Origin of the sequence: Streptomyces sp. NRRL F-5123 (genome assembly GCF_000721495.1) — a bacterium.
Taxonomy (GTDB): Bacteria; Actinomycetota; Actinomycetes; order Streptomycetales; family Streptomycetaceae; genus Actinacidiphila.
Genome location: NZ_JOHY01000004.1, coordinates 165,073 through 177,926, shown reverse-complemented (window position 1 = coordinate 177,926; position 12,854 = coordinate 165,073). Strand labels below are relative to the sequence as shown.

Sequence of the window (12,854 nt, the reverse complement as noted above, 5' to 3'; positions counted from 1 at the left end):
TGCGGAGCCCGGCGGCGGTGTACCGGGCGGTCAGACCCGCCCGTACCAGACGCTGCGGGACCAGATGTGCTCCAGGCGTACCCGGGCGCCGGTCTTCGGGGCGTGCCAGATCTCGCCGCCGCCCGCGTAGATGCCGACGTGGTAGACGGAGGACGCGGACGGTCCGCTGTGGAAGAAGACCAGGTCGCCGACATGGCGGCCGGACGCGGAGATGTGCCGGGTGCTGCGGTACTGCGCGGCGGCGGTGCGCGGCAGCCGCTTGCCGGCCTTGCGGAAGGAGTACTGCGTCAGGCCCGAGCAGTCGAAGCGCGAGGGCCCGGTGGCGCCCCACTGGTAGAGGGCGCCCTCCTTGGACGCCGCCACCCCGAGGGCCCGGACGCCCGCGGTGGCGGCCTCGGCCTGCTGGGCGGCGCCGGGCATGAGGGACGGTACGGCCACTGCGGCGGCGGTGAGGACGGACGCCGCCCCGAGGCGGCTCAGCCGTGCGGAAGCGGAAAGTGCGACAGGCGCGGTCATGTACAACCCTTCGTCGTCGGCCTGCGAAGGATGGCCTGTCGGGTTCGGGCAGGCGAAGATGCCCGGCCGCGTACTGCGGCTTCACCCCAAGGGGCGGGCCCGGGAGTACCGGGTCCGGCCCCGCCGTGCGCGGGTCCTCCGCTCCCGCCGTTGCACTCGTGTCGACCGGACATCCGCACGCCGGCGGGACTCGGCGTCCGTGCGGACCGCCCCGCCACGGCGGCGGGGGCTTGTCGTCACCACGGATCGTGACGCACACGGCACGCCGGTACCGGGTGGGAAACGCCCGGTGTGAGCCTCGTCACGCTTGCTCCGACCGGGTGGCGGCGCTGCTCCCTTCCGGCGACCGCCCACCCCTCGCCGACCACTGTGACCTGCGTCGTCGGGCCGCGATCCGGGCCGGGCGGCGCAACCGGAGCGCCCGCCCGCCACCCCGCGCCGCTGGGCCGACGGGATGAGGAGGGGTTCGGCCGATAAGGGGTGGGCCGCGCCGCAGCGTGACGGCGCGGCGCCCGTCACCGCGAGGGCGGCTCCGGTTCCGGCGCCACCACCGCGAGCGAGGACCGGCGCTCGCCGTCCAGTACGCGCAGCGCCCGTCCGAGCGTCGCGTGGTGGAGTTCGGTCTCGCCGCGCAGGTGCATCACCGTCAGCGCCTCGCGCAGCGCCAGCGCCCGCCCGACGAGCGCCTGCGCGGCGCGCAGCGCCCCGTAGGTGTCGGTGCCGCGTGACGGGTTGACGCGGCCGAGCAGGTCGACGACCTCCAGGTAGCAGTCGACCAGCTCGCCCTCGGAGCGGGTGAGCGCCGGCAGCGGCGGCGGTTCCGGGCGCACCGGCCTCACCGCGCGCCGGCGGCCGGGCCGCCGGTCTTGCGGCTGTTGGTGAGCTGGTCCGCCAGGCCGTAGGCGACGGCGGAAGCGGCGTCGAAGACCTTGTCGCGTTCGATGTCCGCCCGGATCCGCTCCGGCTCCTGCCCGGTGTGCCGCACCAGCAGCGTTTCCAGCTTCTCGCGGGTGCGCAGCAGCTCGTTGGCCTGGATCTCCAGGTCCGACACGTCGCCCTGCACCACGTCGCCCAGCGACGGCTGGTGGATCAGGATCCGGGCGTAGGGGGTGATCATGCGCTTGCCCGGCGCCCCGGCCGCCAGCAGCACCGCCGCGGCCGACGCCGCCTGCCCGATGCAGACGGTCGCGACGTCGCAGGTCACGTACTGCATCGTGTCGTAGATCGCGGTCATCGCGGAGAAGGATCCGCCCGGCGAGTTGATGTAGAGGTGGATGTCCTGGTCCGGGCTCGAGCTCTCCAGGTGGATCAGCTGGGCCATCACGTCGTTGGCCGACGTGTCGTCGACGGGGGTGCCCAGGAAGACGATCCGCTCCTGGAGCAGCTTGGAGTACGGGTCCGTGGTGCGGGTGCCGGTGCTGCTGCGCTCGGTGAACTCCGGGAGCACGTAGCGGGCGGTGGGACGGATCATGCGGGCACCTCCGTGCGTAAAAAATGTACAGGACGTACAGGCCGTTATGATGGGGAGCATGACCCATGACGTCCCGGTGACACAAGCGCGGGCCGAGCTCGCCGAGCTCATCAACCGCGTGGTCTACGGCGGTGAGCAGGTGGTGCTGACCCGGCACGGCAAGCCGCTGGTGGCCCTGGTCTCGGCCGCTGACCTGCAACGACTGCGCGATCTCGACGCCGCCGAGAACGAGCGGCCGATCGTCGCCGTCTCCACCGCGACCACGCCCCCGTCCGCCACGGGCGAACGCCGCAGGTTCGGCATCGTCGCCGAGCACCGCGGGCCCACCCCGGGCGACCGCCGCCCGTAACAGGGGTTAACGCGCCCGAAACGCCGCCGCCGTAACCTCGCGCCTCAGGCCCCGAACTGCCCGGAAGCGGGCCGGAGATGGCGAGGTGCGGCGGTGCGGTTGACCCCTCACGAGCAGGAACGCCTGCTCATCCATGTCGCGGCCGACGTGGCCGAGCGGCGCCGCGCCCGCGGGCTGCGGCTCAACCATCCCGAGGCCGTCGCGCTGATCACCGCCCACATCCTGGAGGGCGCGCGGGACGGGCGCGGTGTCGCGGAGCTGATGCGCACCGGCCGCACGGTCCTGACCCGCGCGGACGTCATGGACGGCGTCCCCGAGATGATCCACGACGTGCAGGTCGAGGCCACCTTCCCGGACGGCACCAAGCTCGTCACCGTCCACGAGCCGATCGTCTGAGGAGGCGGCATGATCCCGGGGGAAATCGTGTACGGTGACGCGCCCGTCGTGCTCAACGCCGGCCGCCCGGTCACCCGGCTCGCGGTGCTCAACACCGCCGACCGGCCGGTCCAGGTCGGCTCGCACTACCACTTCGCCGAGGCCAACCCCGGCCTGGACTTCGACCGCGCCGCCGCCCGCGGGCTGCGCCTCGACATCCCGGCCGGCACCGCGGTGCGCTTCGAGCCCGGCATTCCCGCCGAGGTGGCCCTGGTGCCGATCGCCGGCGCCCGGACCGTCCCCGGGCTGCGCGGCCAGGTCGCGGGAGCCCTCGATGGCTGAACTCGCCCGCCCCCGCTACGCCGACCTCTACGGCCCCACGACCGGCGACCGCATCCGGCTCGCCGACACCGACCTGCTGATCGAGGTCGAGCGCGACCTGGCCGGCGGTCCAGGACTCGCCGGCGACGAGGCCGTCTTCGGCGGCGGCAAGGTCATCCGCGAGTCCATGGGTCAGGCGCGCACCACCCGGGCCGAGGGCGCGCCGGACACCGTGATCACCGGGGCCGTCGTGCTCGACCACTGGGGCGTGGTCAAGGCCGACGTCGGGCTGCGCGACGGCCGGATCACCGCGCTCGGCAAGGCCGGCAACCCCGACACCATGGACGGCGTCCACCCGGACCTGGTCATCGGCCCGGAGACCGAGATCATCGCGGGCAACGGCCGGATCCTCACCGCCGGGACGATCGACGCGCACGTCCACTTCATCTCGCCCACCCTGATACCGCAGGCCCTCGCCTCCGGCGTGACCACCGTGCTCGGCGGCGGCACCGGACCGGCCGAGGGCAGCAAGGCCACCACCGTCACGCCGGGGAGCTGGCACCTGGCCCGGATGTTCGCCGCGCTGGAGGGCTTCCCGGTCAACGTCGGCCTGCTCGGCAAGGGCAACACCGTCAATCCCGACGCGCTGCACGCCCAGCTGCGGGCGGGCGCGCTCGGCTTCAAGATCCACGAGGACTGGGGCGCCACGCCCGCCGCGATCGACGCGTGCCTGCGGGTCTGCGAGCAGTCGGGGGCGCAGCTCGCCCTGCACACCGACACCCTGAACGAGGCGGGATTCGTCGAGGACACCCTCGCCGCCATCGCGGGCCGCGGCGTCCACGCGTACCACACCGAGGGTGCGGGCGGAGGGCACGCGCCGGACATCATCACCGTCGTCGCGCACCCCAACGTGCTGCCGTCGTCCACCAACCCGACCCGTCCGCACACCGTCAACACCGTCGAGGAGCACCTCGACATGCTGATGGTCTGCCACCACCTCAACCCCGCCGTGCCCGAGGACCTCGCCTTCGCCGAGTCCCGCATCCGGCCGTCCACCATCGCCGCCGAGGACGTGCTGCACGACCTGGGCGCGATCAGCATCGTCAGCTCCGACTCGCAGGCCATGGGCCGCATCGGCGAGATCGCGCTGCGCACCTGGCAGACCGCGCACGTCATGAAGCGCCGCCGCGGCGCCCTGCCCGGCGACGGCCCCGCCGACAACCACCGCGCCCGCCGCTACGTCGCCAAATACACCATCAACCCTGCCGTGGCGCAGGGCCTCGACCACGAGATCGGGTCGGTCGAGCCCGGCAAGCTCGCCGACCTGGTGCTGTGGGATCCCGCCTTCTTCGGCGTCAAACCGGACCTGGTGCTCAAGGGCGGGCAGATCGCGTACGCCCAGATGGGCGACGCCAACGCCTCCATCCCGACCCCGCAGCCCGTGCTGCCGAGACCGATGTTCGGCGGTACGGGGGCGGCGCCCGCCGCGAACTCCGTCACCTTCGTCACCCAGTCCGCGCTCGACGACGGGCTGCCCGAACGGCTCGGCCTCGCCAAGCCCTTCGCCGCCGCCCGCAGCACCAGGGCCGTCACCAAGGCCGACATGCGCGGGAACGACGCGCTGCCGGACGTGGCCGTCGACCCCGACACCTTCACGGTCACGATCGACGGCGAGCCGGTGGAAGCCGCGCCCGCCGCCGAACTGCCCATGGCCCAGCGCTACTTCCTCTTCTGAGCATGACGCCCGCCGACCCCCCGCCCGCCGGTACGGGAGCCCTCGCCGCCCTGCTGCTGCTCTGCGACGGCCGCTTCCCGGCCGGCGGCCACGCCCACTCCGGCGGCGCCGAGGCCGCCGTCGCCGACGGGCGGGTGCACGACACGGCCACCCTCGCGGACTACTGCCGCGGACGGCTGCACACCACAGGACTGGTCGCCGCCGCACTGGCCGCGGCGGCGGCCGCAGGACTCGACCCGCTCGGCCTCGACGACGCGGCCGATGCCCGGACACCCTCGCTCGCACTGCGCACCGCCTCCCGGCGGCTGGGCCGCCAGCTCACCCGGGCGGCCCGCGCCACCTGGCCCTCCGCCGCCCTGGAGGAACTCGCCGCGGCCCGCCCGCGCGGCGCACACCAGCCCGTCGTCCTGGGCCTGGTCGCGCGGGCCGCGGGACTGGGCCCCGCCGACGCCGCCCGCGCCGCGGCGTACGAGGCCGCGACCGGCCCGGCCGGCGCCGCCGTCCGGCTGCTCGGCCTCGACCCCTTCCACGCCGCCGGCGTCCTCGCCGGGCTCGCCCCGCAGGTCGACGCCGTCGCGGACGCCGCCGCCCGCGCCGCGGAGCTCGCCCGCGACCACGGCCCGACCGCCCTGCCCGCCGCCTCCGCACCGCTGCCCGACATCGCCGCCGAGCAGCACGCGGCCTGGCCGGTGCGGCTGTTCGCCTCCTGACCCCCCGGAGCCCCTCATGCACCGTGACCACCCCGAGGTCTTCCCCCAGCGGCACTCCCACTCCGCCGAGGCGCTGCGCCCCGACGGCCGCCGCCGGGCCCTGCGGATCGGGCTCGGCGGCCCGGTCGGCTCCGGCAAGACCGCCACCGTGGCGGCGCTGTGCCGGGTGCTGCGCGACCGCTTCGCCATCGGCGTGGTCACCAACGACATCTACACCCGCGAGGACGCCGACTTCCTGCTGCGCAACGCCGTGCTGCCGCCCGAGCGGATCGTCGGCGTCGAGACCGGTGCCTGCCCGCACACCGCGATCCGCGACGACATCTCCGCCAACCTGGAAGCCGTCGAGGACCTGGAGGAGGCGGTCGGACCGCTGGACCTGGTGCTCGTCGAATCCGGCGGGGACAACCTCACCGCGACCTTCTCCCGGGGCCTGGCCGACGCGCAGATCTTCGTGATCGACGTCGCGGGCGGCGACGACATCCCGCGCAAGGGCGGCCCCGGCGTCACCACCGCGGACCTGCTGGTCGTCAACAAGACCGACCTCGCCCCGCACGTCGGCGCCGACCTGGACCGGATGGCCCGCGACGCCGCCGCCCAGCGCGGTCCGCTGCCGGTCGTCTTCACCTCGGTCGCACGCGGCGACGGCATCGCACCGGTCGCCGCCTGGGTCGGCGAGCGTCTCGCGGCCTGGACCGCATGACCGCGACCACAGCCCGCGGTACGGAGGCCGGGCCCGCGAGTCCGGCCCGCGGTACGCAGAGCGGCCGTACCGCGACGGCCGCCCGCGGCACCGGGGGCACCGCCCGTACCGAGGAGCCCGTCCCCGCCGCTGCGGACCGGCCGGCGAGTTCCCCCCGCCCGCCCGGCGGCGGTCCGGCGCCCGCCCGCACCGCCGGGAGCGGCCCGTCGAGCGCCGTCAGCGCGACCGCGCGGATCCGCGCCACCGGCGACGGGCGGGGCGGCACCGCGCTGCCGCTGCTCGCCGGGGACGGGCCGCTGGCGCTGCGCCGCACCCGCGCGGAGCGGGACGGCTGGGCGCGGGTCACCGTCGTGGGGGCCATGAGCGCGCCGCTCGGCGGCGACCGGCTGCGGATCGAGGCCGAGGCGGTCGCCGGAGCGCGGCTGGTCGTCGACGCGTCCGCCGCGACCGTCTCGCTGCCCGGCCGCGACGGGCGGCCCGCGCACTACGACGTGCTCCTCACCGTCGGCGCGGACGCCGAACTGCACTGGCTGCCCGAGCCGGTGATCGCCGCGCGCGGCAGCGACCTGCGGATGACGACCCGGGTGGCGCTCGCCCCCGGCGCCCGGCTGGTGCTGCGCGAGGAACTGGTGCTCGGCCGGCACGCCGAGCCGCCCGGCAGGCTCGGCACCCGCCTCACCGTCACGTACGGCGGCCTCCCGCTGCTCGACCAGGCCCTGGACGTCGGCCCGGGGGCACCGCCCGGCTGGGACGGGCCCGCCGTCCTCGGCCCGTACCGCACGCTCGGTCAGCTGCTCGTCGTGCCCGCGCCCGACCCGCCGTCCGGCGCCGCGCTGCCGCCGCTGACCGCGCTGACCGAGCTGGCCGGCCCCGGCGTGCTGCTCACCTCCGCGGGCCCCCGTTCCGCCTTCACCGCCGCCGCCCGCGCGCTTACGCCGCCGCCGGGCCGGTGAACGCGCCCGGCCCGGACCGGCGGTGACGTGCCGTCACCCGTCCGGACCGCACCCTGCCGGGCGGAAATCACGCTTTGATGAAGAATCACTCGCCCGGCCTGTTCACAGCAGCTCCACAGGGGAAAGGATTCGCTTCTGATCACAGTGATCACCGTGGCCACAAGCCACGCAGGAGAGGGGGAGTTTCGACGTGAGACGCACCATCGTGCTCGTCTCCACCGGCGCCCTGATCGCCGGAGTCGTCGCCGCGGCCCCGGCCGCGACCGCAGGGTCCGCCCACCACGGACGGCAGTCCGCGGTGACCGTGCCGGAGTCCGCCGGCGTGGCGATCGCCGCCGCGAACGCCCGGCGCACCGGCATAAGCTGGGCGGACTGCCCGGCCGGCTGGGGCCTCGCCACCCCGGTGCAGTGCGGATGGGTCACCGTGCCGGTCGACTACCGCAAGCCGTTCGGCGCCACGATCAAGCTCGCGGTCGACCGTGCCGTCGCCACCGGCACCAAGGCGGAGCACCAGGGCTCGCTGATCTACAACCCGGGCGGCCCCGGCGGCTCCGGACTGCGCTTCCCGGTGCGGCTCGCCACCGGGGCGGCGCTGTGGACCAAGACGGCCAAGGCGTACGACTTCGTCGGCTTCGACCCGCGCGGTGTCGGCCACTCGGCTCCGATCTCCTGCGAGGACCCGGCGGACTACGCCCAGGCGCCCAAGGCCGACCCGGTGCCCGACACCGACGCCGACAAGCAGGCCCAGCGCAAGCTCGCCGCCGAGTACGCGGCCGGCTGCCTGGAGCGGACCGGCGCCGCGATGCTCTCCCAGATGACCACCCCGAACACCGCCCGCGACCTGGACGTCATCCGGGCCGCGCTGCGCGAGGACAAGCTCAACTACCTCGGGGTGTCCTACGGCACCTACCTCGGCTCGGTCTACGCCACGCTCTTCCCGACGCACGTCCGCCGCATGATCATCGACAGCGTGGTCAACCCGTCGCGCGACCAGATCTGGTACCGGAACAACCTGGACCAGGACATCGCCTTCGAGGGCCGGTGGAACGACTGGGAGACCTGGGTCGCGAAGTACGACTCCGTCTACCACCTGGGCAGCACCGTCGCCCAGGTCGAGTCGAAGTGGGAGGCGCTGCGCGCGGCCGCCAAGGCGCACCCGATCGGCGGTGTCGTCGGCCCCAACGAGCTGCTGGGCTTCTTCCAGAACGCGCCGTACTACGACTCCACGTGGGCGACCGTGGCCGGCGTGTGGAGCGCGTACGAGGGCGGTGACACCCAGGCGATGCTGGACGCGGCGGCCCCCGACCCGTCCGACACCGCGGGCAACACCAGCGGCGAGAACGGCAACGCCGTCTACACCGCGGTCGAGTGCACCGACGCCCAGTGGCCGACCAGCTGGCACAAGTGGGACCGGGACAACACCGCGCTCAACGCCCAGTACCCGTTCCTGACCTGGTCCAACGCCTGGATGAACCTGCCGTGCGCCACCTGGCCGGTCAAGCAGCAGACCCCGGTCGACGTCCGCGGGCACCGCGGGCTGCCCGGCGTGCTGATCGTCCAGAGCACCAGGGACGCCGCCACCCCGTACACCGGCGCGCTGGAGACGCACCGCCGGCTCACCGGATCGCGGCTGGTCACCGAGCAGGGCGCCGGCTCGCACGGCGTGACCAACCTCGTCAACCCGTGCATCAACTCCCGGGTCGACGACTACCTGCTGCACGGCACGCTGGACCCGCAGGACGTGGTGTGCGGACCGCACGCCACCCCGGTGCCGTAACCCGCGCACCCCGTACGGCCGTTACCGGGCCGCCGGCCGCGCCCCGCTCACCGGCGGGTGCGGGCGGCGGCCCGCGGTGTGCCCGGGGCGGTCAGAGCGCGATGGCCTCGGTGCGGGGCGCGGCGATCCGCACGTAGTCCTTCGCCGAGAGCGCGAGCGAGCGGTCCAGGCGGGCGGCGTTGAAGTAGAGCGTGTCGTGCTCCAGCAGCCCCGGGTCGACGACCAGCTCCAGCTTCTCGTCGAAGGAGAAGGGCAGCACGGTGCCGCTCACGCTGCCCGCCAGCCGCTCGGCGATGTCGCGGGAGGCGAAGGAGACGTAGGTGCCGGACAGCAGCGCCTTGACCGCGCCGAGGTCCACCCGCTTGTCGCCGGGCACCACCGCGAGCACGTAGCGCGTGGTCTTCTTGCCGACCTTGACCATCACCACGATGCACTTCGCCGCCTGCGCGAGGGTGTTCCCGCGCAGCTCGCTGACCAGTTCGGTCACGCCCTCAGGCGCGTGCTCGACGATCCGGTAGTCGGCGCCCTGCGCGTCGAGGAGCGCGACGAGCCGGTGGTAGGTGGCGTGGTCGTCCGGCTGCGGCGCCGGCTGCACGGTTTCCGGGGTTTCCTGGATGTCGCTCATGACCGCCTGTGTTTCGCTGATCGGGGCAGTGGGGTGCGGTGACGGGGGTTCAGACCCGTGCGGCGCCGAAGGCTGCGGCGAAGGCAGCCCGGGTGGGGGAGTCAGGGCGGCGGTCGAGGACCGCGAAGACGGCCTCGTCGACCGCCCGCGCGAAGCGCCCGCCCGGCCGCAGCAGGACGGCGAAGGCCGCCGCCACCCGCGCCGGGTCGTTGGCGAAGACGCCGCAGCCCCACGCGCCCAGCACCAGCCGGCGGTAGCCCTGGGCGACGGCCACCTCCAGCACCCGCTCGGCGCGCGTGTCGAGGGCGGGGCCTATCTCGCCCGTGCGCTCCGGCAGGGTGCGCGCGATGACCCCGGCGTTGGGCGCGGGAGAGGTGAGGAAGCCGACCGCCCACGGCTCGTCCAGCAGCGCGCCGCGTGCGTCGCGGAAGACCGGCACGGCGGGGGAGTGGATGACGCGGTGCGAGTAGAACGGATCGCGGTGCGCCCGGTGGTGGGCGTAGTAGCCGGGTGCGCGCAGCAGGCAGCTGTAGAGCGCCGAGGCCCGGCACAGCGCCTCCTCCTGCGCCTGCGCCCCGTTGACGTAGCCGCCGCCCGGATTGCGCGCGGAGGCGAAGCTCAGTACGGCCACGGGCCCGCCGCCCGCCGTGACCAGCCGGTGCGCGGCCGCCAGGCTGTCCTCGCCGGTGACCGTGCAGTGCGCGCCGGGGCCGGGCGCCGTTTCGGGCACGGGGACCGGCTCGGGGCCGAACATCCGGGTGCCCTCCGCGGCGGCCTCGACGGCGCCGAGGCCGACCCACCGTCCGCCGGGGCCGGGGTAGCCGCCCTCCTCGACGAACCGCTGGTTCTCCATCGCGATGTTCCGCAGTCGTGCGCTCACGGGTCCTGACCCTACGGGGACGGGGTGCCGTCGCGCGAACCGGAATTCGAGGCCGGCTGACGGCCCGTCGGACGGCCGGTCCGCGGGCCCGTCAGGCCGTCGGTCCGGCGGCCCGCGCGGTCAGGAGCCGGAACCGCGGCGCAGCCGGGAGCCGGAGCCCTTCTGCGCCTGCATCTCCGCCTTGACCTCGCCCGCGTAGCGGTCGACGTACTCCTGCCCGGACAGCTCCATGATCGCGTACATGATCTCGTCGGTGACCGCCCGCACCACGTGCCGCTCGCCCTCCATGCCGTAGAAGCGGCTGAAGTCCAGCGGCTCGCCGAAGCGGATGGTCACCCGGCCCAGGCGCGGCAGCTTGCGGCCGGGCGGCTGGAGCTCGAAGGTGCCGATCATGGCGCACGGCACCACCTTCGCGCGGGCCCGCAGCGCCATCACCGCGACGCCCGTGCGGCCGCGGTAGAGCCGCCCGTCGTGGGAGCGGGTGCCCTCGGGATAGATGCCGAGCAGCTCGCCGCGGCGCAGCACGCCGAGCGCCGCGTCGATCGCGGACTGCGAGGCGCTGCCGCCGGAGCGGTCCACCGGGATCTGGCCCACCCCGCGGAAGAAGGCCGCCGTCAGCCGGCCCTTGAGGCCGGGCCCGGTGAAGTACTCGGCCTTGGCCAGGAAGGTGATCCGGCGCGGCAGGATCGCGGGCATCACGAAGTGGTCGGAGAAGGAGAGGTGGTTGCCGGCGACGACGGCCGCACCGGTCTCCGGGATGTTCTCCGCGCCCTCGATACGGGGCCGGAAGAACATCCGCAGCAAGGGCCCGAGAACGACGTACTTGAGCACCCGGTAGAACACGGGCAGCCTCCCCCTGGACGGCGGTCCCGGCGCTCCCGGCCCCGCACGGCCGGTCCACCCGGCGCCCCGGCAGAGTAGTGCCCGCGCGCCCGTACCGACCAGCGCGGCCGCCGCCCGCCACCGACCCGCGGCAGTGGAGCGAGCAGAACAAGGACGTGATGCGGGCCTCCCGCCGCGCCCTCGTCGCCCACGGCGACCTCGCCCGGCCGCTCCCGGAGATCGGCGTGCCCAGCGGCGGGGGCGTCACCGTGATCAGCGAGGGGATGCTCGCGATCCCCGCCGCCGGACTGCCCGAGCAGGTGTGCGCGTACGCCGTGGACGCGCTGAGCCTGTACGTCACGGGCGCCGCCGCGGAGGAGGCGAGCCGCGTCCACCACGCGAGGAGCGGCGGCTCGGGCCCGGAGATCGCCACGCGGACGGCGGACTTCTTCGGAGCCCTGCCGCCCGAGCGCTTCCCCCGTGCTCACCGGCACGGCCGCGGAGCCGGCCCGCGACGCCGGCGACGCGCGCTTCGAGTTCGGCCTCGACCTGATGGTCACCGGCCTGGCGGCCCACCTCCCGGCGCCCCGAGCCGGGCCGGGGGAGGGGGACCGGAGCCGCGGCCCCCGGCGGGAGCGGCGCTCAGCCGCGGCCGCGCGACTCCAGCGAGGCCAGGTAGGCGTTGTACGCGACCAGTTCGGCGTCGCCGTCCCGGTCCGCGGCGCGGTCCTTGCGCCGGGCCTGCCGCTGCTCGGACGTGTACCACTGGATGAGCAGCGCGATGAGCACCACGACCGAGGGGATCTCGCTGAAGGCCCACGCGATGCCGCCGGCCGCCGTCTGGTCGTCCAGCGGGTCGATGCCGAGCGAGGCCGCGGGGTGCTCGAAGGTGCTCACCAGCGGCTCGCTCGCCATCATCACCGCGATGCCGAAGAAGGCGTGGAAGGGCATCCCGGCGAACAGCTCCAGCATCCGCATCACGTAGCCCGGCCGGTGCGGCCCGGGGTCGACGCCCATGATCGGCCAGAAGAAGAGCAGCCCCACCGCGAGGAAGTGCACCATCATCGCGGTGTGCCCGAGGCTGTGCCGCATCAGCGAGTCGAACAGCGGCGAGAAGTACAGCGCGTACAGGCTCGCGACGAACAGCGGGATGGTGAACGCCGGGTGCGACACCACCCGCACGTAGCGGCTGTGCAGCAGCTTGACCAGCAGCTCGCGCGGGCCGGTACGGCCGCGGCCGGCGGTCGGCAGCGCGCGCAGCGCCAGCGTGACGGGCGCGCCGAGCAGCAGCAGGATCGGGGAGAGCATGCTGAGGATCATGTGCTGCACCATGTGCACGCTGAACATGACCATGCCGTAGTCGTCGAGCCGGGTGCACATCGTGGCGGCGATCGTCAGCACCCCGAGGGCGAAGGAGACCGTACGGCCCACCGCCCACGCGTCGCCGCGCCGCCGCAGGCGCAGCACCGCCCAGCCGTAGAGCACCAGCGCGAGCGCGCAGCCGGCGGCGAAGTACGGATCGCCGCCGGTGACGGCGAGCCCCCGGCCGAGGGTGAACGGCGGCAGGTCCATGTGCATGCCGTGCCCACCGTGGTCCATCCGTCACTCCTCCGTCGCGCC

Annotated in this window: 15 protein-coding genes and 1 pseudogene; 9 read left to right on the top strand and 7 right to left on the bottom strand. The window is 74.6% G+C overall.

Features of this window, described 5'->3' with window-relative positions; translation table 11 throughout:
• Positions 1-30: 30 nt before the first annotated feature.
• The 3 genes from IH54_RS0105855 to IH54_RS0105845 form a co-directional block, all read right to left on the bottom strand.
• Positions 31-516, bottom strand: a complete 486-nt coding sequence (locus tag IH54_RS0105855; protein ID WP_031513457.1) for a C40 family peptidase — start codon at positions 514-516, stop codon at positions 31-33.
• Between the two features lie 515 nt (positions 517-1,031).
• Complete coding sequence (locus IH54_RS0105850) at positions 1,032-1,346, bottom strand: hypothetical protein (RefSeq protein WP_031513455.1); 315 nt, start codon at positions 1,344-1,346, stop codon at positions 1,032-1,034.
• Between the two features lie 5 nt (positions 1,347-1,351).
• Entirely contained in the window at positions 1,352-1,987 is a 636-nt protein-coding gene (locus IH54_RS0105845; protein WP_031513453.1) for an ATP-dependent Clp protease proteolytic subunit, read from the bottom strand.
• Positions 1,988-2,045: 58 nt separating this feature from the next.
• Here IH54_RS0105845 and IH54_RS0105840 point away from each other — a divergent pair, with 58 nt between their 5' ends.
• The 8 genes from IH54_RS0105840 (at position 2,046) to IH54_RS0105805 (ending at position 8,907) form a co-directional block, all read left to right on the top strand.
• Complete coding sequence (locus tag IH54_RS0105840) at positions 2,046-2,336, top strand: type II toxin-antitoxin system Phd/YefM family antitoxin (protein ID WP_031513450.1); 291 nt, start codon at positions 2,046-2,048, stop codon at positions 2,334-2,336.
• 93 nt (positions 2,337-2,429) lie between these two features.
• Positions 2,430-2,732, top strand: a complete 303-nt coding sequence (locus tag IH54_RS0105835; RefSeq protein ID WP_031513448.1) for an urease subunit gamma — start codon at positions 2,430-2,432, stop codon at positions 2,730-2,732.
• Positions 2,733-2,741: 9 nt separating this feature from the next.
• Positions 2,742-3,053, top strand: coding sequence for an urease subunit beta (locus IH54_RS0105830; protein ID WP_031513445.1), 312 nt, complete (start codon positions 2,742-2,744; stop codon positions 3,051-3,053).
• Positions 3,046-4,767: an urease subunit alpha gene (locus tag IH54_RS0105825; protein WP_031513442.1), complete on the top strand. Its 1,722-nt coding sequence runs from the start codon at positions 3,046-3,048 to the stop codon at positions 4,765-4,767. The genes IH54_RS0105830 and IH54_RS0105825 overlap by 8 nt, the downstream gene beginning before the upstream one ends.
• A gap of 2 nt (positions 4,768-4,769) precedes the next feature.
• On the top strand, positions 4,770-5,477 hold the full coding sequence (locus tag IH54_RS0105820; RefSeq protein ID WP_052397112.1) for an urease accessory protein UreF: 708 nt from the start codon (positions 4,770-4,772) through the stop codon (positions 5,475-5,477).
• Between the two features lie 16 nt (positions 5,478-5,493).
• Positions 5,494-6,177, top strand: a complete 684-nt coding sequence (ureG, locus tag IH54_RS0105815) for an urease accessory protein UreG (RefSeq protein ID WP_031513438.1) — start codon at positions 5,494-5,496, stop codon at positions 6,175-6,177.
• Entirely contained in the window at positions 6,174-7,130 is a 957-nt protein-coding gene (locus tag IH54_RS0105810) for an urease accessory protein UreD (protein WP_063762220.1), read from the top strand. The genes ureG and IH54_RS0105810 overlap by 4 nt, the downstream gene beginning before the upstream one ends.
• A gap of 190 nt (positions 7,131-7,320) precedes the next feature.
• Positions 7,321-8,907 (top strand): alpha/beta hydrolase, encoded by a 1,587-nt coding sequence (locus IH54_RS0105805; RefSeq protein WP_031513433.1) that lies wholly within the window; start codon positions 7,321-7,323, stop codon positions 8,905-8,907.
• A gap of 91 nt (positions 8,908-8,998) precedes the next feature.
• Here the strand turns inward: IH54_RS0105805 and IH54_RS0105800 are convergent, their stop codons facing one another.
• The 3 genes from IH54_RS0105800 to IH54_RS0105790 form a co-directional block, all read right to left on the bottom strand.
• Positions 8,999-9,532 (bottom strand): YbaK/EbsC family protein, encoded by a 534-nt coding sequence (locus tag IH54_RS0105800; RefSeq protein ID WP_052397111.1) that lies wholly within the window; start codon positions 9,530-9,532, stop codon positions 8,999-9,001.
• A 49-nt stretch (positions 9,533-9,581) separates the two neighbouring features.
• On the bottom strand, positions 9,582-10,412 hold the full coding sequence (locus tag IH54_RS0105795; RefSeq protein ID WP_031513430.1) for a TIGR02452 family protein: 831 nt from the start codon (positions 10,410-10,412) through the stop codon (positions 9,582-9,584).
• A gap of 120 nt (positions 10,413-10,532) precedes the next feature.
• Complete coding sequence (locus tag IH54_RS0105790; protein WP_031513428.1) at positions 10,533-11,255, bottom strand: lysophospholipid acyltransferase family protein; 723 nt, start codon at positions 11,253-11,255, stop codon at positions 10,533-10,535.
• A 77-nt stretch (positions 11,256-11,332) separates the two neighbouring features.
• Between IH54_RS0105790 and IH54_RS48055 the strand changes: the two are divergent.
• A pseudogene (locus tag IH54_RS48055) lies at positions 11,333-11,650 on the top strand (TetR/AcrR family transcriptional regulator C-terminal domain-containing protein); the annotation flags it as partial.
• Between the two features lie 226 nt (positions 11,651-11,876).
• Here the strand turns inward: IH54_RS48055 and IH54_RS0105785 are convergent.
• Positions 11,877-12,833: a cytochrome c oxidase assembly protein gene (locus IH54_RS0105785; protein WP_031513425.1), complete on the bottom strand. Its 957-nt coding sequence runs from the start codon at positions 12,831-12,833 to the stop codon at positions 11,877-11,879.
• Positions 12,834-12,854: the final 21 nt, after the last annotated feature.